The organism is Nostoc sp. UHCC 0870, from assembly GCF_022063185.1.
Taxonomy (GTDB): Bacteria; Cyanobacteriota; Cyanobacteriia; order Cyanobacteriales; family Nostocaceae; genus Trichormus.
The window spans coordinates 6,109,211-6,128,208 of record NZ_CP091913.1 but is presented as its reverse complement, the minus strand read 5'-3'; the positions used below and the strand labels follow the sequence as shown (position 1 = coordinate 6,128,208).

Sequence of the window (18,998 nt, the reverse complement as noted above, 5' to 3'; positions counted from 1 at the left end):
TGTACCATTGATAACCTGCAAAGATAGCTACTCCAGCTAAACCAATACTAAACATGGTGACAACTTGATTTTGCCGTCGTGCTGTTAAGAGCTTTTCTTGTTGGCGTTCTTCATCTTCTCGCTTAAGGCGATCGCGAAATTTTTGGCTCTGGTCAATGTACTCCTCGGCTAATCCATTCAACATTTGCCAATTGCCAAAATCATCTAACAGATGTGTTTTGTTGAACAGTTCAATCTAACAAGTCAGGTTCTTGGTGAATAATCATGTCAAATAATGGCTGAAAACTAAACCAACCCATTTGTGATGAACCTACTTGACTGTGAGCCACACTAGCAAACTCTGGGTTGATTAATTTGGGTTTACCAGCAGCCTCAGCTAATAATTGAGCTTGACAAGAACGTTCCATTGCGACGAACCACCAAGCAGCCTCATCAACTGTTTGTCCAACTGTTAACAAACCATGATTTTGTAAAATCATGGCTTTATTCTGACCTAAAGTTTGAGCAATGCGTTGACCTTCTTGGGGGTCGAGAACTACGCCAGTATATTCCTCAAAAATACTATGGTCTTGGTAAAAAGAGCAAGCATCTTGAGTCAGGGGGTCAAGTAGACGACCCAGGCTAGACCAGCTTTTGCCGTAAAGCGAATGAGCATGAGCAGCCGCCACCACATCGGGACGAGCTGCATGGATTTGGGAATGGATAGCAAAAGCAGCTCGATTAACGGGGCGATCGCCAAAAATTACTTCCCCTTCATGATTAACTAAAATTAGGTCACTAACTTTAATTAAGCCAAAGTGCATCCCGAAAGGATTAACCCAAAAATGATTTAAGTTTTCTGGGTCACGAACAGTAATATGGCCTGCTACGCCTTCATCAAACCCAAACCGAGAAAATAGGCGAAAAGCAGCTGCTAAACGTTGTTGGCGATGTAATCTGGCTTCGGTAATAGAATTAAAAGTTGGCGGTTGAGGTGCGTTGGGTTTTTCTCTAGTTGTAAGTTGCATTTCCAAATTTTTTATGTAAACGTAAGTTGATACTGAAAACAAGATAACGTTAATCGATTTTTGTTACAGATTACCACTCAGAACTCAGCACTCAGCACTCCCCACTCCCCACTCAAAACTCAGAACTCAGCACTCAGCACTCACCTACAATTTAGAGCGTATCCGTTCCGGGCTACCAGTAGGAATAGAAGCAATTAGCTTTTGTGTATATGCTTCCTTGGGTTCGCGGTAGATACTTTCGGCTGTACCTTGCTCGACAATTTCACCACGATTCATGACTAAAATGCGATCGCTCATAAATTTTACAACGCTTAAATCATGGGAAATGAAAATATAAGTTAGTTGAAACTCTTCTTGCAATTCTTTGAGTAAATTCAATACCTGCGCCTGTACTGAAACATCCAACGCCGATACTGACTCATCACAGATAATAAATTTAGGATTTAATGCTAACGAACGAGCAATACAAATCCTTTGGCGTTGACCACCAGAAAACTGATGTGGATAGCGGTTGATTGCATCTGCACTTAAACCAACTCTTTCTAAAAGTTCTGCTACCCTTTGTAGGCGTTGTTTTTTGGTTTTACCTACAGAGTGAATTAACAAAGGTTCTGCAATTGCTTCCCCAACCTTCATTCGGGGGTCGAGTGCGCTAAAAGGATTTTGAAAGACAATTTGCATTTCCCGCCGCAGTTTTTGCAATGCTTCGCCTTTGAGATTGGTAATATCTTGTCCCTCAAAGATAATCTGTCCACCCATCGGCTCAATTAACCTTAACAGGGTTCTACCCAAGGTTGTCTTACCACAACCAGATTCTCCCACTAGTCCCACCGTTTCCCCTGGTTTGACATCAAAGGAAACGCCGTTAACAGCCATGTTGTAGCGTTTCTTAGTACCAAACACACCCCGCACAGGAAAACCAACTTGCAAATTCTGGATTTTTAATAGAGGTGGCTTTTCTTCCAACTGTGTCAATCTAGTATGGATTTCTTCCGGGGAAATTTCTGGTGGTGGTGAGGGTTGTTTTTCCTGAATCAACAATTGCCCCGTTGATGTTTCCTCCACAGTCATATAATCAGAGACTGTAAGTAGTTTGTGGGGATGGTGGGTGAGTGTGGGACGACAAGCAACCAAACCCTTAGTATAGGGATGGTTGGGATGCTTAAAAATTTGCTCCGATGCGCCGTATTCCACGACTTTACCTTTGTACATCACCGCCACTTTGTCAGCAATTTCGGAAATTAACCCCAAGTCATGGGTGATGAAAATCAAAGCCATGTCACGGACTTGCTGCAATTCTCTGAGGAGGTCAATGATTGTCGCTTGGACTGTGACATCTAAAGCTGTAGTTGGTTCATCTGCAATTAGTAGCAAAGGGTTGCAAGAAATAGCCATTGCAATCATCACCCGTTGTAGTTGACCCCCAGACAGTTCATGAGGGTAGCGTTCCAGCATTGATTTTTTATGCTGCTTAACTAACTGCGCCACCTTATATTCATCAAGGGGAGAGTTGGGGTTAGTTTGCGGCCAGGTGTCGATGTATTGCTGTGTCAGTTGTTCATCACTAGGCAAAAGTTTAACCTCTTGTAGACCTGCGATCGCAATTTGTTTGGCTTCCTCTGTAGTGACATTCTGGTGACGTTGAATCGCTTCCGTGAGCTGAAACCCAACATTATAAACTGGGTTCAGGGAACTCATCGGTTCTTGAAAAATCATGGCGATGTCACCGCCTCTATATAGCTGCATTTCCTTTGGCGATAACTCCACCAAATTTAAAGGATTAGCATTCTCTTGGTGATGAAACAAAATCTCCCCACCGCTAACCCTACCAGGATGCTGCAACAAACCCATCACCGCTAGGGATGTGACTGATTTACCACTACCAGATTCTCCTACAATTCCTAGAGTTTCACCTCGCCTTAGCTCAAAGGAAATACCATCAACGGCTTTGATAGTATCCCCATCACCGGCAAATTCTACTTGGAGATTACGAACTTCTAGGACAGTTTCTCTCATAAGACCTCGCGGTAAGTGGGAAACTCAGAGGCTTTAGCCCTGAGAGGGAGGCGACACGAGCGGTTAAAACCGCAGTGGTCATTAGAATGCTAGTTTTTGAATGGATATAATCCCAGGAACTAGCAAACCTGTTTAAGTCCCCGACGCTCGAAGACTCGCTAACACTACGTTATCGCCCAACTAATCCAAAATGTCTTGGCTTAACCCAACGACTGAACAAACAGTCTTGCAGATAATCCGAACTAGGGAAGCATTCGGAAGTGCGTATCAGGATTAGTCTCTTCGGGGCTAGTCAAACACGTAAAGTTTGTTCTTTACAAGCTCAGTGGCTTTAGCCCTGAGTTATTGACAGGAGTATCGGTATGAATATCGTGTAAAAATTATTTGGATTTTAACAGTAGTTTTGCATTTAATGTAGATAAACGTAAATATTTGTCTTAAGAATCAGGCGAAAAGGCGTTAGAGACTTCCAAATAAAACAATATCCAATATTTAGGGTTATTTAGGGTGCGTCAGTACGAATAATTTCTCGGTATATCAAGGTGTTCTCTGACTGACACACCCTACTAACTTGTTTTCCGTGTCACCAATCCCTAATCTCTAAAACGGAATATCATCTGGATCTGGTTCTTCCACCACTGGCTTATAACTACTAGGTTGGGTGACAGGTTCGTAGGTGTTCACCTGGGGAGTTACATTCACGGGACTTGCAACAGGAGTAGCTGCTGGACGTGGTGACTCGTAACTGGGAACATTACTTGGTGCTGGTGGTGGTGTTTCTGTAACAGATGGAATTCTTTCTGGTGCTGGCGATGATGTGAAATCACCACTTAAAGGTTGAATTTGTTGTACAGTCAACTCAGCACGTTTTTCTTTAAACCCCTCTTGACGCTCAACCGTCTGCATCCCTAGACGACCTGCTATAATCACGCGATCGCCTTGGTGATAGTTTTGCTGAATTTCTGTAGCTAAATTTCCCCACCCCACTACTTTTAAAGTCGCCGGTGCATCTTCTGGACGCTGGGAATTGGGAAACTGCACCAGCATTTCTGTGATGGCTAAGTTATCTGATGTATAGCGTAATTGCGGTTCTTGAATGATTTCCGCCATTAAAACACAGCTGTTCATGACATCCTCCTTAATAATTCGTAATTCGTAATACCGCTACGCGGAAGCAAGCTACGTAATTCGTAATTATGAATTTAATTTATGACTATTGATTGTCGGTTATTCCTTCCTAGCATAAAAGCCAAGCGATGGTATTGCACAGTAGTTGTCATAACTACTGTGCAATACCATCGCTTGACTATAACGAGCATTGATTTCTGCATGAGTAGTATAATTGTACCACTTTAAAGCGAAAATATACCTTGAATATAATTTTTACTCACTACTCAGCACTCTTTGAGATGAACCGGAAACACGCCTAAAGCAATTAATCTGGCTGGTAAATCCCGCAAAATCGGCAAGCCTAACCAAACCGGGGGGTGAAAGGTGCGATTAGATGTGAGAATGGGGGCGAATACTCGTTTTTGAATCACAGTTTGAAACGCTTGAATAATGCGTGTGGGTAATTCGCGCTGATGCTGCACTTTTGCCAAGTCTTTCAATTCTACATGGTGATTTTGCAGAGGTTTAGTTAGCACATTCGCAGCCACCACCGCATCCTGAATGGCGTAGTTAATTCCCACACCCCCAACTGGTGACATGACATGAGCTGCATCACCAATTAATAACAATCCTGGACGATACCAGCGTTGCACACGGCTAGACTCTACGGAAAGAAACGCTATCTGTGACCAATCTTGTAAATTATTAATGCGGTTTGCTAATTCTGGGACAACTTCCACAACAGATGTTTTTAAGGTTTCTAAACCCTCAGCACGTAACTTTTGATAGCCTCCCTTGGAAATAACATAGGCAATTTGCCATTCGTCACCACGGTCAAGCATCGCTACAATGTGACCAGAAGCAAAGCGTCCCATTCCTCCCTCACCGTCTCCTGATTGACGGGGTAGGCGAAACCAAAGTACATCCATTGGTGGTGAGGTTTCAATAGTGGCAAAATGCCCTAGCTGTCGTAATTTGGAATGACGACCATCTGCACCAACTGTTAGCATAGCCCGTACTTCGTGCCAACCACCGCCGCCCCGATAGCGTACACCTTGAATTACGTCATCCTCTACAATCAGTTCTTGGACATTAGCCCCCATAACTAATTGAAAATTCGGATATTGTTGTGCTTCCTGGGTGATGAATTCGAGGAATTTCACCTGGGGAAGCATTGTAATGTAAGGGTAGCGGGTTTTCAGGTGACTAAAATCAGCCAGTGTGATGGTATCTTCAGGGGTTTTAATCCTAATTTGGCGCATCTTAGCATGGGGCAATTGCAGCAAGCGATCGCTCAACCCCAATTCTTCCATAATCTCCATTACCGATGGGTGAATCGTATCACCGCGAAAATCCCGATCAAAATCTCTGTGTGCTTCCAACAGCATCACAGCCACACCTTGACGCGCCAGCAACAAAGCCAATACAGCCCCCGCAGGTCCACCGCCAACAATGCAACAATCTGTAGTTTGTAGGTCTACAATGTCATGGTTAGTCATGTGGCTTTACTCCGAATGCAAAATTAAAGAACTTCTGCTGACTGGGGATGCAGGCGGTTTTTTTTAATTCATAATTAGCTTACTGTTATCCTAGCTCTTGACTCTTGACTAAAAACCGTGGCACAAGTTTTTATAGAAAACGTTTATAAAAGTTTTCCTCCCCGTCGAGGGGAAGGTGTGGTATTACCAAGCGAATCTGGTAAGAAAAACGATATAGCACCAGAACAAGCAGGAACTATCAACGTATTGCGCCGGATTAATCTGACTATTCCCGATGGCGAATTTATGGTATTGGTGGGGCCTTCTGGTTGTGGGAAAAGTACCCTATTGCGCTTAATTGCTGGCTTAGAAGAAATGACAGGCGGTAATATTTGGGTAGGCGATCGCTTGGTGAATGACTTACCCCCCAAGGAACGGGATATTGCAATGGTGTTTCAAAATTACGCCTTGTATCCTCACATGACGGTGTATGACAACATCGCCTTTGGGTTACGTCGCCGGGAATTAGGAAATGGGGAAAATCACCACTCCCAACTTCCAAATTGGGCAGAAAATCTCTTGGTGGGGATGACAAAAAAGCTACCTAAAGGACTACGTTATATCTCTGGGAAAGAGCGAGAAGTAGATCAACAGGTGCGGGGTGTAGCTGAGTTATTGCAAATTGAAATGTTGCTAAATCGCTTACCAAAACAGCTATCAGGGGGACAAAGACAACGGGTAGCATTAGGAAGAGCGATCGCCCGCAATCCTCAAGTATTTTTAATGGATGAGCCGCTTTCTAACCTAGATGCGAAGTTAAGAGCAGAAACCCGCGCTCAAATCGTCAAATTACAGCGACAATTGGGGACAACAACCATTTATGTTACCCATGACCAAACTGAAGCGATGACAATGGGCGATCGCATCGCCATCATGAATCAAGGTCAAATTCAACAAGTCGCTTCTCCATTAGAACTTTACAACAATCCAAATAACCGCTTTGTCGCTGAATTTATTGGTACACCACCAATGAATTTTATTCCTGTAGAATTTCACGCGCCTCTGTTAATTACCCACTCTCAATTCCGTCTTACCCTCCCAGAAATTTGGGCTAATCCGTTGCAAAAATACGATGGTAAAACCTTAATTTTAGGTATCCGTCCAGAACACTTGAACTTAGCTGTACCTGCTACTAAAAACTTACAAGTGCAAGTAGAGGTAGTAGAAAACCTGGGTAACGATGCTTTTATTACTGCAACACTAGTTGAGGAGCAATCTAAATTTACTGATATTATCAATCCTCTGCAAGTGCGCGTTCCACCAGAACGATTAGTCCATGTAGGTGAGCAACTTTGGTTATCTCTAACGCCAGATAAAATTCACTTTTTTGACCCAGATACCAACTTAGCTATCTTTCATTAGCACTGACAGCGCGTTTAAAAAGGATGAACAAGTTTGTAGTAAGGACTTTAGTCCTTATACCTCTTGCATAAATATTTTTTTGTTTCGCGCATTCGCCCCTGGCGTTCCGCTTGCGGTAGGCGCATTCGCGGAGCGTCCCGCAGGGAAGACGCAAAGAAGGACGCTATAATTATGACTTTTGCAAGAGGTATTTTAGAAAAATCAGGACTAAAGTCCTTACTACGAACTGTCAAAACTAACTTGATATATAGGAATCATATTTGATTTTTGAAAAAAACTAAGAGATAATACGGAGATAGGTCACAAGTATAATGAGGAACAATGATGAACCAGCACTTGCAGCAGGCGATCGCTGAACTACAGGAATTTGTAGTTCAAAATCTAAATACCCGTGAAGCGAGAAAAGGGTTAGCTGTCAAGTTGGTTTATCAAGGTTACTTATATAAGGAAATCCAGAAAATTCTTGGCGTTTCACTTGGTTCAATAACAGGTTGGAAACAAGTATATGAGGAAAATGGAATTGATGGTCTAAGACTAAACTACAAAGGAAGAAAGAGCTATTTGAGTACCGAGCAGCGAGAGGAGGTATTGAGTTGGCTTCAGACAAAGGATTATTGGGAAATAGGAGAGTTGGAGTATAAACTAGCTATGAGCGAGAAAAACAAACTTATTATGGAGCGATTGACTATCTCGAAGGAGAATTAATACTTAAAAGCTATGATGCAGGAAATTCAAAAAATACGATTGATTATTTACGTTATTTACTAGAACAGTCTCCTGATCAGCGATTACTAATTTTTTGGGATGGAGCTAGTTACCATCGTTCTCAAGAAATTAAAAATTTCTTAGATGAAGTGAATCAAGGACTTTCGACTGACCAGTGGAAGATACATTGCGTTCGTTTTGCTCCCAATTGCCCAATACAAAATCCAATTGAGGATGTTTGGTTGCAAGCCAAAACCTGGGTTCGACGTTTCTGCGCTTTAATACCTTCATTCCCCCATTTGAAATGGATGTTTGAATGGTTTATCCGACACACCACCTTTGATTTTCCTACTCTTCAGATGTACGCAGCTTTTTCAAAAATCAAATATTAGTCCTATAGATGTATAGATATTAATTGTTTCTTCAATGCTTAGTATGTTAAATTTTTTTTATTCAACAGGACTTACGCAAGTTTCACAATCGATGGTTGGTGCGTGACGCTATAAGTTTCATTACTACGTTCAAATACTTTTGCCGCGTCACACACCCTACGTGAAAAATATGCCCGTTGCGTAAGTCCTATTCAAAATTTTAAATCCCCAGCTAGTAGGTGGCTGAGGAATGTGAATATATTAGAAATGTTATGGGGATATTTTTGCTGGTTTGATGTTTCTGGCTTTGTAGAATGTTTCCAAGCTATCGCGATCGCCTACAAAACGCCAGTGCCAAGGTTCATAACTCACCCCTTGTTGATTATCTTGTCCAAAGGACATCTCAAAGCCAAACCGGGCTGCGTTGGCTTGTAGCCATTGAAACGCTCTGGTATTTTCAAAGGTAGCTTGCAGATTTGTGGCTGGTGCTGCTCCGTCGCCAATATCCACAGCGTAACCAGTATGGTGTTCACTATGTCCTGGCGGCGCACTGAGTGCTGCTCTTTGTGCTGGGGTTTGATTGCGTTGTGCGCCAATGGTAAAAAATAATTGCTCCTGTTGTTGCACAGAACGAAAGCCAGAAATAGGTACTAAAATTACCCCTGCACTCCGCGCCGCTTGTACCATCGCCTGATATCTGGCGGCGGCGTTTTTTCTCATTCTGATCCGGCCATCGGCGGTGATTGGTACTAACTCTGACTCAGGTGCTTCTGGATATGCCAAATGTCCCAATACACTATCAATATCATTGGGAGAGTTTGTAGGAGTTGGTGTAGGAACAGAACTAACTGGTGAGGGTTGAGATTCGACGGTTTTCTTCGGTGTGGTGAGCGAAAACAAAAAGCCGCTAATAATAGCCAGCAGTACAAATATTGTTACTCCCCCAAACAACAAAACTATGGGTTGCAACTTTGTCTTACGCGCGACATCAGGAGTATCGCGTAAAGCTGCTGGAATATCGTCACTAGGTTCACCTAATGAGTCTTTTGGTTTTCCAGAATATCCAGCTTTATTCAAAGGTCAACTCCTGCTTTTGTTCACAATTCATAACAGATTTTAAACTAAATAGAAATAAACTGATTGGGTAGCATTTTACATCTATATTCCCAGATACAACATTGATAAATCTCCTAGAACTATACGTCAAACTCGTGGGATTAGTCCTCATAGGATTTATGCTGGGACGGAAACTACCTAGTACAGTTCCTACTCGTTTAGCTCAATTCCTGTTTTGGGTGGGAGTACCTATCAGTATTATTGCTTTTGTCCGACAAGCCGACTTATCAGGGCCGATTTGGATTGCTCCAGCGATCGCTTACCTTGCTATTCTACTAGGAGCATTTTTAGCATGGCTAGGCATCAAAGTACAAACTTACTTCAGCAAAACCATCCCCCAAAAGTCCGCTCAAGGTAGTTTGTTATTAGCCGCCATGATTGGTAACACAGGATATCTAGGTTTCCCCATCACCTTAGCAATGATCGGTAAAGAATACTTTGCTTGGGCTTTATTTTACGATTTACTGGGGTCTTTTCCTGGTGCGTATGGCTTGGGTGTAGCTCTAGGCGCACGTTTTGGCGACAATGGACAAAATCAAGGACAAATTACTCAAGTAGCTAAAGCTATTTTGGTTAACCCCGCCATCTGGAGTTTTGGCTTTGGCTTATTATTCCGTCAAATAGCAATTCCTGATGAGGTAGCATTTAGCTTAGATATATTAGCTTGGACTACAGTAGCTTTATCATTAGTATTAATTGGGATGCGGTTGGCAAAGCTTAACACTTGGGTCAACTTACCACAGGTAGGAATCAGCTTAGTCATTAAAATGCTCATCGTCCCCTTTCTTTTGGGGTGTACTTTGCCATTTTTAGGATTGACAGGGCCAGCCGCCAAGGTAATTATCCTACAAATGGCTATGCCTCCAGCCTTCGCTTCCCTAGTAATTGCCGAAACCTTTAATCTAGACCGCAATCTCGCAGTCACCACCATAGCAGTAGGAGCTATGCTTTTACTCATCACCCTGCCGATGTGGTTATGGTTATTCTAGCTGGAAATCTCCGTGCCTCTGTGTCTCTGTGGTTAACAAGCTCTTAATAACACCACAAAGAACACATAGAGATTAATGCTATCGTACCTATGCTGAGAACCTCCGGCTTTTAGCCGGGGGATGAAAGCTATTTGCCTGATTTATCAGGCATTTTAGTTTTAATTGCTTTTTTGATTTTCAATATATTTTCTCACAACTTCTGTACTTGCTGCACCAGTTGAAGCAACAAAGTAACTAGGACTCCAGAGGGAAGGAAGTTTTTTTAGGTGCGGGAACTCGCGTCTTAGATGATGAGATGCTCTGCCTTTAATCCATCTTGCCACATCAGCAGGGGATTCATGGGTCGGAACATTTAAAAAACAGTGAACATGGTCAGGCATTATTTCTAAAGCGATAAGTCTCCACTCATGCTCAACTACTAACTCTAATATGATTTCTTGCAAACGCTGTGCGACTTCTTTTATTAGCACCGCTTTTCTCCGTTTTGGAACAAATACAAAATGGTAGTTCAGAGATGAAACTGAGCCACTTGTGCGTCTGTATTCGTGGTCTGATGGTGATAGTTTAGCCACTAAATAAATGTTGTTGACTTATATTCTGACAACAATTATAGTAAAGCATACAGGAGGCTAAAACAAGTGTATAAAACCTGTTCAATTAGAGCTAAATTTAATGACGAAGAAACAGCCTTTTGGTTGAATCAGTGTGAGAATGCTAATAGCTTGATAAATTGTGCATTGTACGAAACCAAGAAAATTCATTACGCTAAGTTACAAGAAAATGGTAATGCTTTTACTACTTATTGGCATGGCGATGAATTACGTAGTGGGTGGAAAATTTATAGATGCAGTACAACTTATCCTGAATTAGATTTGATTCTTAAGCAGAACGTGCATTACAAAGCAATGGCGGCTCAATCTGCACAACAAACGTTAAAGTCGGTTGGCGAGTCAATTACAGCTTATAACGGACTGGTGAAAGCTTACTACAACGGCGAGGTTGATAAACCATCTCTGCCAAAATATCGCAAAAAGGGAGGTTTGGCTGCTGTCACATTTCCGCGTCAAGCTCTGAATTTTAGCGAGGGATATTTTAAGCCTTCAATCAGTAAAGAAAGTAAACCAGAATTACTGACTGAGGTTAGATTATATCTCCCAGAATTTATCGATTCTGACTGGGTTAAAGAAGTAACAGTACGTCCAAATTTCGGGCAATTATGGATTGATTGGGTGATTGACGATGGCAAAGAAGCAATAGCAAAAAATCCCCAATTAGATTACACACAAGCATGGAGTTTTGACCACGGTGGTTCTAATTGGCTAACAGGTGTCTCAACTCGTGGGAAAAGTTTGATTATTGATGGTCGTAAACTCAGATCGTTGAATCAAGGATATTCCCGTTTAGTTGCCAAATACAAGCAAGGGAAATCAGATTTTTACTGGGATTCTAACCTTGATAGAGTACAACGCAAACGGAATAACCAGATGCGAGATGCGATTAACAAAGCAGCCCGATTCATTATCAATCAGTGTCTTAATGACCGAGTGGGTAACATTGTCATTGGTTGGAATGCTGGACAGAAGCAAAATTCCAATATGGGGAAAAGAAATAACCAGAATTTTGTGGTTATTCCCACTAGTCGATTAATTGAGAGGTTAAAACAAATCTGTCCTGAGTACGGTATTACTTTGACAATTACTGAGGAGGCTTACACTTCTAAGGCATCTTTTCTTGATTGCGACTCCCTGCCCAAGCACGGCGAAAAGCCCCAAGGGTGGAAAGCTTCAGGGAAAAGGATAAAACGAGGATTATACAAAAGTCGTGATGGCTTCATTGTCAATGCAGATTGCAATGGAAGTGCCAACATCATGAGAAAAGTAGCCACACAGTTAGGGTTAGACCTAGCCGAGGTGGGTAGGGCATCTTTGACAGTGCCACAGCGAATTGATTTGTTCAAGAGATTAAATAAATCATATCGCAAACGTTGCGTAGTGGGTCTTTTAGACCCCGTAGCAACATCAGTTTAGAATCCTCCGGCTTCTAGCCGGGGGAGATGTCAACATTTGTCCCCTCATCCCACCTTAGTCGCGATTTCCGCCGCACTTATCTGTTCATAATGTTCAAAAGGTTGACGAATCCAAGGATTGTCATGTAAGTAATCAATGTAATAGTTAGGCGCAACGACAGAACAAGCTTTATACCAAATTACGGCGGTGCGAATATCTTCAATTGGGGAGTCGATATTTGCATCCAGCCAAGGAATAGTTTCCTTGAGCGTGATTCCAGAGTCTACTAAGTCATCCACAAGTAAAATCCGCGAACCTAATGTTTCAGTCGTCATGGTTAGATGACGAGAAAAGCTTAAATTACCTCTTTCTTGTTTGCCAGGTCCACTGTAAGATGATGTGGCTAAAATTGCTAAAGGCTTTTGGTATATACGGGAGAGAATATCACCAACTCTGAGTCCGCCTCTGGCTAGACAGACAATTTGATTAAATTCCCAACCGGAGCGATAAATTTGAGCAGCCAGTTGCTCAATTTTATAGTGATATTCTGACCAAGAAACGTAAAGGTCTGGCATAAAGTAAGTATTTTATGGGTGATACTAAAGGCGATGCCTAGAGTGAGCGAAGCGATCGCAAATTTCTTATTTTAGTATGAGCGCAAAACATTATGAACGATTCTGCGGCTGATGACTATCCCCAAAAGCATAAGCTCAGTCAAAAACTAGATTTAAAAACCAAGCTAGCTTATGGTGCGGGAGATTTAGGCCCCGCAATCACCGCTAATATATCTATATTTTTTCTGTTGATTTTCTTTACCAATGTCGCGGGGATTCCAGCAGGTTTAGCTGGTAGTGTCTTGTTGATTGGTAAAATATGGGATGCAGTCAACGATCCCTTTGTGGGAGTGCTAACAGATAAAACCCAATCACGGCGTTGGGGTCGTCGTTTACCTTGGATGTTTTATGGTGCAATTCCTTTCGGAATCTTTTTTTTCTTGCAGTGGATCGTACCGCAATTTAGTAGCAACCAAAGTAGTAACGTTTGGGCGTTGTTTTGGTATTACGTAGCGATTGGGGTAGTTTCCCAAGTATTTTATACTGTGGTGAATTTGCCTTACACCGCACTCACCCCAGAACTTACCCAAGATTATGACGAACGTACCAGTCTGAATAGTTTTCGCTTTGCCTTTTCTATTGGTGGTAGTATTCTGTCATTGTTGTTAGCGCAAGTAGTTTTTTCTCAGATAGTCAATGAGCAACAACAATATATAGTTTTAGCGGCAATTTGTACTGTAATTTCCATTATATCTTTATATTGGTGTGTTTTTGGCGTGCGCGATCGCGTCTTAGCTTTTGAAGCCCAACGCATTCAAGTTGAAGAATCTGCATCTATACCCTTTTTTGCACAACTCAAAATTGTTTTCACCAACATACCTTTTCTCTTCGTTATCGGTATCTATCTATTTTCTTGGCTAGGCGTACAAATCACCGCCAGTATTATTCCTTTCTTTGTCATTTACTGTATGTCCCTCAAAACCGCAGATGTACCGACAGTAATGATTGCAGTTCAAGGGACAGCCCTATTAATGTTATTTGTCTGGACGGCTGTGAGTAAAAGAGTTGGTAAAAAACTAGTTTATTTCCTAGGTATGAGTTTATGGATAATTGCCGCCGCCGGACTCTTTTTCTTACAACCTGGTCAAATAGTTCTGATGTATGTCATGGCTATCATGGCCGGTGTTGGCGTATCCACAGCTTACTTAGTTCCCTGGTCGATGATTCCCGATGTAATTGAATTAGATGAACTCCAAACCGGACAACGCCGGGAAGGGATTTTTTATGGCTTTATGGTGTTGTTGCAAAAATTTGGTTTAGCTTTCGGGCTATTTTTAGTAGGTAACGCCTTGCAAGCATCCGGTTTTCAAGAAACTGTAGCCGGTCAAAGTCCACCACCCATACAACCTGAATCAGCCTTACTAGCTATTCGCATCGCCGTTGGCCCCTTACCCACCATCTGTTTAATTTTGGGCTTAGTCTTAACCTATTTCTACCCCATCACCCGTGAGATGCACGCAGAGATTATGCTCAAACTCGAAGCACGCCGACAACAGCGAGATAACCTCTAGTTCCGAACTTCAGGTACAGTCTAGAAATTAGTCCACAATCTACTGAGCAAAGATATCTCCGTTGACAGTTGTATTTTCCTTTACATGGATTGATAAAACCTATAACAATATACTGTCTAGAATCATTATTCAGTATGGATGCACAAAGGAATGGTTGATTTTTTTTCAGCGCAACATAATTTCTGAAAAACTCTAATTTATTTAGATAACCTAGTAAATGTATTGCCCCAAATCACAGTTTATATTCTTAAGCTTGTGTCCGCTTTAGCTACTAGGAAGGTTAACAAGATGCAGATTTTTTCACTTTTGCAGCAACTTCACAAATATCCATTCAAGCAATTATTTGCTCAAACAGCAGCTTTAGGAATGAGCATTGGGGTTTTTCTCTCAAATACTCATGTTTATGCTGCGGAACAAGTTGTTTTAAAATATGGCAATTTTCAAACTCCCATCTCTGTTCAAGAATTAAATCAATTTGCAGCCACTGGTGAAACTACACCAGCCCTCTTAGCTTATTTCCAGGTATCTCAACAAGACCCAGATTTAGCTCGTAAAGCACTGCAAGATGGAATCAAAGCTAATCCTGCTCTTTTAAATAGTTTGCTTTCTAGTTGGACAGGCCCAATTTTGGTTTCTCAAATTGGGGAAGTAGTTCGTCCCCCCGCAAAACCACTAGACCAAAAAGCACTCCGAAGTGCTGTAACTGCATCTATTCAGCAAGATGGTGAAGTTACCCTACTTGGAGCTATTCGTAATTATCCAGAGGCTACCGTCGAACTGCAAGGAGAAAAGATTATCCCTGTTTATCAACGACTTAACGACTTAGCGAAAATCTTCGGATTTACAGGTTAAAAGTTAATCAGCGATCGCAAAAAGTTTAAGGGTATGGGGCGTAGTCTAAGACTATTTTACCCACACCCTATACCTTAACCTTTTGACTACCCGATTTAATGATGGTGATGGTGATGATGATTAATAGCTATCTGTGGATTTACTGCCACTGCTTGCTGATTTTGTAACTCAGCAATGTGACTATTTGCCCACTGTGCAACCATTGCCAAAAACTCTGGATGGTCGTTAACACAAGACATTTGTACACAATCCACATCGGGATACTTTTTCTCTAAAGCATGAATAATGTGGTGTACATCCAATAAAGTTTCGTGGTTTTCTGTGGCAAAACCAATAGGCATAAAGATTATTGCTTTTGCACCTAATTGAATCAAGTTATTGGCTGCTTGTGTTGCATTTGGTTGTGTCCATTCAATTAACGGTGTGTCGTGATTCAGCCAACCTACCGAAATTAGAGGATAGCGATTGATTAACTCATCCCGCACCAAATCATACAATGTTTGACTTTCGACAATACCAGAGGTGAATCCTTTGGCTTTATGAGGACACCCATGATTCATCAACACAATACCGATTTGAGAAGGTAAATAGGCGGCTGCTAAATCAGCGTTGATTTTCTCCTCAACCAGATGCGCCATCAAATGAATATATTCTGGCTCATTATAAAAAGACGGAATATAACGCAGTCCTTTTACCCAATGGTTTTCACCATCAGTCATCCCAGCTAGAGCCTTGTTCACTTGCTCCATCGCAATCCCACTAGTGAAGATAGAATCAACTACTAGTAGTGGGTAAATCAGGATTTTATCGAAGCCTTGGTCTTTAATTTCTGCTAGAACTTGTTGTGGTAAAAAAGGAGCGCAAAAATTAAAGGCTTTGAAAACTTGGATGCTATTACCCCATTGAGCTTGTAATATTTCTTCAAGACCAGCGCGTTGCTTTTCAAAGATGGCGTTGTGGGGGGAGATAAAATCGTGGTGTTGGTGTCCCCACTCGTGGCGGTCAAATAATGCCAATAATTTTGCTAAAGGTGGATAAATCCAGGTTGGTACAGGTGCAAATTTTGCTGTAAGTAGATTTAACGCCTGTTCGTTGTAGTTGGCGAAATCTTCGTAGCTTTCGACTTCACCATACCCCATGAGCAACACTGCTACTCGGTCGTGAGTTGATAAATGTTCCTGGGTGTTTTGTAATTTTTCCGGCGTGGCAACCACAATGAGTTCCTCAATATAAACCAGAATTCAGAGCTAAATCAGCAGCTATGACAAAGCTGGAGTTCACTCTAATTAGTAACCTATTATCCCATCCGGGGGGATAGGATAACCACAAAATTGACAAGAATACATCAAAAGACATACTAGTGTTATTACTTGATACCGAGTGTTAAAGAGGGTTAAGGAATGGAGACTGGGGAGAAGGTGAAAGGTTACAGGTGACAGGTGACAGGGTAGACAAGGAGATAAAGAAATTTAAATAATGACTAATGACTATAATTATTTGTCCTGGAATCCATGAAACAGAATTAACTGAAAGCTTTATTTCAGGATGGTTATATACAGGCGCAGATCACTCAATCAGTCAAAATAGAGATCAACAGGTGCTTTCTCATAAAGAGGGAAATAACAACTCTTTACTCTTAAACCCCTACATCCCAGCCCCCACTCCCGATTTATTAGTTGTGCCGGTGGAAGGGGTTTTAGCTTTATCAGGATTTCATATTTGGCAGGTTCTGCACGATCGCCTGCACAATAGGCTAAAATCGCCAGTTATATTCATCAGCTTTAGTGCTGGTGTAGTTGGAGCGATCGCGGCTGCTACACAATGGCAAATGATGGGAGGTCATGTCAAAGCCTTTATTGCTATCGACGGATGGGGAGTGCCACTATGGGGAGATTTTCCCATTCATCGTCTTAGCCATGATTATTTTACTCATTGGAGTTCATTATTACTCGGTAGTGGGCAAGATAACTTTTACGCAGAACCACCAGTTGATCATTTAACCATGTGGCGATCGCCCGAAACCGTACAAGGCTGGTGGGTAGATTCCTCCAAAGGTGAAATTACCACCCCAAAAACCCGTCTAACAGCAGCCGAATTTCTACATTTATTATTAAAACGGTATGAAGAGAAATAGTCCGGAAAACAGTATAAGCACACAGGAGTGAGAAATAAAGGATATTCCAGGTGATAGGGGACAGGTGACAGGTGACAGGTGATAGGTGACAGGTGATAGGTGACAGGTTACAGGTTACAGGTGACAGGTTACAGGTGATAGGGCAAACAAAGTAAGCGAAAGGATGTAAATAATCCCCAATCCCCATTACCCCTTATCCCCAAAGGGGGCCCCGAGTTCCCCAATCCCCAATCCCCAGTTTTTGAATTTTGAATTTTGAATTTTGAATTGATTTGTCCCCATCTACCCTAGTTAAAATACCAAAGTGACCCATGTTTCCAACTGAACCAGCTGCCGTCAATAATGGGTTTGGCGCACTGCTAAAAAATCGAAATTTTATGCTCCTATGGATGGGACAGTTGTTATCCCAGTTAGGAGATAAAGTCTTCTTTGTCTTAATGGTGGCGTTGCTGGAGAATTACCCACCACTTCCGGGTTTAGCAGCAAACTCCATGTACTCAATTTTGATGGTGGCATTTACTCTACCTGCAATTTTATTGGGTTCTGCTGGTGGTATTTTTGTTGACCGCTTCTCGAAAAAGCTCATTCTAGTTGGCTCAAATATATTACAGGCCATATTGGTACTGTTAATAGCATTTTCACCAAAAGAATTTCTGTTGTTTTTAGTCCTGACTTTTGCAATTTCTGCCTTAGCACAGTTTTTTGCCCCAGCAGAACAGGCGGCGATTCCTGTGTTGGTACGCAAAGAAAATTTTATGGCAGCCAATGCTCTGTACAGTAGCACCATGATGGGGGCTTTAATTGTTGGTTTCGCTATTGGAGAACCAATATTGAGTTTGGCGAAGTCTTGGTTGGGAGCAGTCTATGGTCAAGAAGCAGTGGTGGGTGGGTTATATATAGTGTCAGCAATTGCCTTTCAGTTAGTTGATTTTAAATCAGAACACAAATCTGTGAGCGATCGCAGATCAGGAATTGATCCTTGGGCTGATTTAAAGGAAGGCTTGCGCTATCTCAAAAAAAATCGTCTGGTATTGAATGCCATGCTGCAACTAACTACTTTATATTGTGTATTTGCAGCTTTAATGGTTTTGGCAATTAGATTAGCAGCAGATTTTGGGTTACAAGAAAAACAATTTGGCTTTTTCTTAGCAGCAGCCGGGGTAGGTATGGTGTTAGGTGCAGCTATTTTAGGTCACTGGGGAGATAAATTTCATCACAAACCCCTACCCCTAATCGGATTTTTGGTGATGGCTTTGGTTTTAGGCGTATTCACCTTTACTCACAGTCTCTTGCTAGCTTTAGGACTTTGTGCATTGTTAGGTATAGGTGCTTCCTTAATCGGTGTACCGATGCAAACCCTAATTCAACACCAAACACCACCCACAATGTATGGTACGGTGTTCGGCTTCCAAAATCATGCAGTGAACATTGCCCTAGCAGTACCTTTAGCTATTACTGGGCCATTAACTGATGCTCTAGGTTTGAGAACTGTATTAATAGGTATGAGTTTTGTAGTTGCAACCGTCGGCGTTTGGGCATGGAAAAACACCCGTCGAGTTTTGCAAGATGTAATTTAGTGATTAGTGATTAGTCATTAGGTTTTTTCCTTCCCTGTCACCTGTCCCCTGTCCCCTAATAAGTCAGGGAAAATTAACTAATATTACCCG

Annotated in this window: 15 protein-coding genes and 1 pseudogene; 8 read left to right on the top strand and 8 right to left on the bottom strand. The window is 41.9% G+C overall.

Annotated elements, in window-relative coordinates; all coding sequences use genetic code 11:
- Positions 1–230: 230 nt before the first annotated feature.
- From L6494_RS25965 to L6494_RS25950, 4 genes are all read right to left on the bottom strand, one after another.
- Complete coding sequence (locus tag L6494_RS25965; protein WP_237990644.1) at positions 231–1,007, bottom strand: class II aldolase/adducin family protein; 777 nt, start codon at positions 1,005–1,007, stop codon at positions 231–233.
- A 144-nt stretch (positions 1,008–1,151) separates the two neighbouring features.
- The gene (locus tag L6494_RS25960) at positions 1,152–3,023 is read right to left on the bottom strand and encodes an ABC transporter ATP-binding protein (RefSeq protein WP_237990643.1); all 1,872 of its coding nucleotides are present in this window, start codon (positions 3,021–3,023) and stop codon (positions 1,152–1,154) included.
- Between the two features lie 600 nt (positions 3,024–3,623).
- Positions 3,624–4,151, bottom strand: a complete 528-nt coding sequence (locus L6494_RS25955) for a single-stranded DNA-binding protein (protein ID WP_237990642.1) — start codon at positions 4,149–4,151, stop codon at positions 3,624–3,626.
- 266 nt (positions 4,152–4,417) lie between these two features.
- On the bottom strand, positions 4,418–5,632 hold the full coding sequence (locus L6494_RS25950) for an FAD-dependent oxidoreductase (RefSeq protein ID WP_237990641.1): 1,215 nt from the start codon (positions 5,630–5,632) through the stop codon (positions 4,418–4,420).
- 117 nt (positions 5,633–5,749) lie between these two features.
- On the opposite strand from L6494_RS25950, the gene L6494_RS25945 reads away from it, so the two are divergent.
- Together L6494_RS25945 and L6494_RS25940 are read left to right on the top strand one after the other, a co-directional pair.
- A complete protein-coding gene (locus tag L6494_RS25945; protein ID WP_330911054.1) occupies positions 5,750–7,033 on the top strand; it encodes an ABC transporter ATP-binding protein in 1,284 nt (427 codons plus the stop codon).
- Positions 7,034–7,354: 321 nt separating this feature from the next.
- A pseudogene (locus L6494_RS25940) lies at positions 7,355–8,130 on the top strand (transposase).
- Between the two features lie 249 nt (positions 8,131–8,379).
- Here L6494_RS25940 and L6494_RS25935 read toward each other — a convergent pair.
- Positions 8,380–9,186 (bottom strand): M15 family metallopeptidase, encoded by an 807-nt coding sequence (locus L6494_RS25935; protein WP_237990640.1) that lies wholly within the window; start codon positions 9,184–9,186, stop codon positions 8,380–8,382.
- A gap of 101 nt (positions 9,187–9,287) precedes the next feature.
- Between L6494_RS25935 and L6494_RS25930 the strand changes: the two genes are divergently transcribed.
- Positions 9,288–10,214 (top strand): AEC family transporter, encoded by a 927-nt coding sequence (locus L6494_RS25930; protein WP_237990639.1) that lies wholly within the window; start codon positions 9,288–9,290, stop codon positions 10,212–10,214.
- A 158-nt stretch (positions 10,215–10,372) separates the two neighbouring features.
- Here L6494_RS25930 and tnpA read toward each other — a convergent pair whose 3' ends face one another.
- A complete protein-coding gene (gene tnpA, locus L6494_RS25925) occupies positions 10,373–10,786 on the bottom strand; it encodes an IS200/IS605 family transposase (RefSeq protein ID WP_237990638.1) in 414 nt (137 codons plus the stop codon).
- A gap of 66 nt (positions 10,787–10,852) precedes the next feature.
- On the opposite strand from tnpA, the gene L6494_RS25920 reads away from it, so the two are divergent.
- The gene (locus L6494_RS25920; RefSeq protein ID WP_237990637.1) at positions 10,853–12,241 is read left to right on the top strand and encodes an RNA-guided endonuclease InsQ/TnpB family protein; all 1,389 of its coding nucleotides are present in this window, start codon (positions 10,853–10,855) and stop codon (positions 12,239–12,241) included.
- Positions 12,242–12,285: 44 nt separating this feature from the next.
- Here L6494_RS25920 and L6494_RS25915 read toward each other — a convergent pair whose 3' ends face one another.
- Positions 12,286–12,795 carry a phosphoribosyltransferase gene (locus L6494_RS25915; RefSeq protein WP_237990636.1) on the bottom strand — a complete coding sequence of 170 codons (510 nt, stop codon included), beginning with the start codon at positions 12,793–12,795 and terminating at the stop codon, positions 12,286–12,288.
- Positions 12,796–12,887: 92 nt separating this feature from the next.
- Between L6494_RS25915 and L6494_RS25910 the strand changes: the two genes are divergently transcribed.
- Together L6494_RS25910 and L6494_RS25905 are read left to right on the top strand one after the other, a co-directional pair.
- Entirely contained in the window at positions 12,888–14,345 is a 1,458-nt protein-coding gene (locus L6494_RS25910; protein WP_237990635.1) for an MFS transporter, read from the top strand.
- 288 nt (positions 14,346–14,633) lie between these two features.
- Positions 14,634–15,197 carry an alpha/beta hydrolase gene (locus L6494_RS25905; RefSeq protein WP_237990634.1) on the top strand — a complete coding sequence of 188 codons (564 nt, stop codon included), beginning with the start codon at positions 14,634–14,636 and terminating at the stop codon, positions 15,195–15,197.
- 95 nt (positions 15,198–15,292) lie between these two features.
- Here the strand turns inward: L6494_RS25905 and L6494_RS25900 are convergent, their stop codons facing one another.
- Positions 15,293–16,411 carry a ferrochelatase gene (locus tag L6494_RS25900; protein WP_237990633.1) on the bottom strand — a complete coding sequence of 373 codons (1,119 nt, stop codon included), beginning with the start codon at positions 16,409–16,411 and terminating at the stop codon, positions 15,293–15,295.
- 269 nt (positions 16,412–16,680) lie between these two features.
- Between L6494_RS25900 and L6494_RS25895 the strand changes: the two genes are divergently transcribed.
- Together L6494_RS25895 and L6494_RS25890 are read left to right on the top strand one after the other, a co-directional pair.
- Positions 16,681–17,331: a hypothetical protein gene (locus tag L6494_RS25895; RefSeq protein WP_237990632.1), complete on the top strand. Its 651-nt coding sequence runs from the start codon at positions 16,681–16,683 to the stop codon at positions 17,329–17,331.
- 311 nt (positions 17,332–17,642) lie between these two features.
- Positions 17,643–18,908 (top strand): MFS transporter, encoded by a 1,266-nt coding sequence (locus tag L6494_RS25890; protein WP_237990631.1) that lies wholly within the window; start codon positions 17,643–17,645, stop codon positions 18,906–18,908.
- Positions 18,909–18,998 lie beyond the last annotated feature (90 nt).

What these genes read in the sequence shown, in the direction of transcription:
- L6494_RS25965 (WP_237990644.1), bottom strand. Translation starts at nt 1,007, where the DNA reads ATGCAACTTACAACTAGAGAAAAACCCAACGCACCTCAACCGCCAACT.
- L6494_RS25960 (WP_237990643.1), bottom strand. Translation starts at nt 3,023, where the DNA reads ATGAGAGAAACTGTCCTAGAAGTTCGTAATCTCCAAGTAGAATTTGCC.
- L6494_RS25955 (WP_237990642.1), bottom strand. Translation starts at nt 4,151, where the DNA reads ATGAACAGCTGTGTTTTAATGGCGGAAATCATTCAAGAACCGCAATTA.
- L6494_RS25950 (WP_237990641.1), bottom strand. Translation starts at nt 5,632, where the DNA reads ATGACTAACCATGACATTGTAGACCTACAAACTACAGATTGTTGCATT.
- L6494_RS25915 (WP_237990636.1), bottom strand. Translation starts at nt 12,795, where the DNA reads ATGCCAGACCTTTACGTTTCTTGGTCAGAATATCACTATAAAATTGAG.
- L6494_RS25910 (WP_237990635.1), top strand. Translation starts at nt 12,888, where the DNA reads ATGAACGATTCTGCGGCTGATGACTATCCCCAAAAGCATAAGCTCAGT.
- L6494_RS25905 (WP_237990634.1), top strand. Translation starts at nt 14,634, where the DNA reads ATGCAGATTTTTTCACTTTTGCAGCAACTTCACAAATATCCATTCAAG.
- L6494_RS25895 (WP_237990632.1), top strand. Translation starts at nt 16,681, where the DNA reads ATGACTATAATTATTTGTCCTGGAATCCATGAAACAGAATTAACTGAA.
- L6494_RS25890 (WP_237990631.1), top strand. Translation starts at nt 17,643, where the DNA reads ATGTTTCCAACTGAACCAGCTGCCGTCAATAATGGGTTTGGCGCACTG.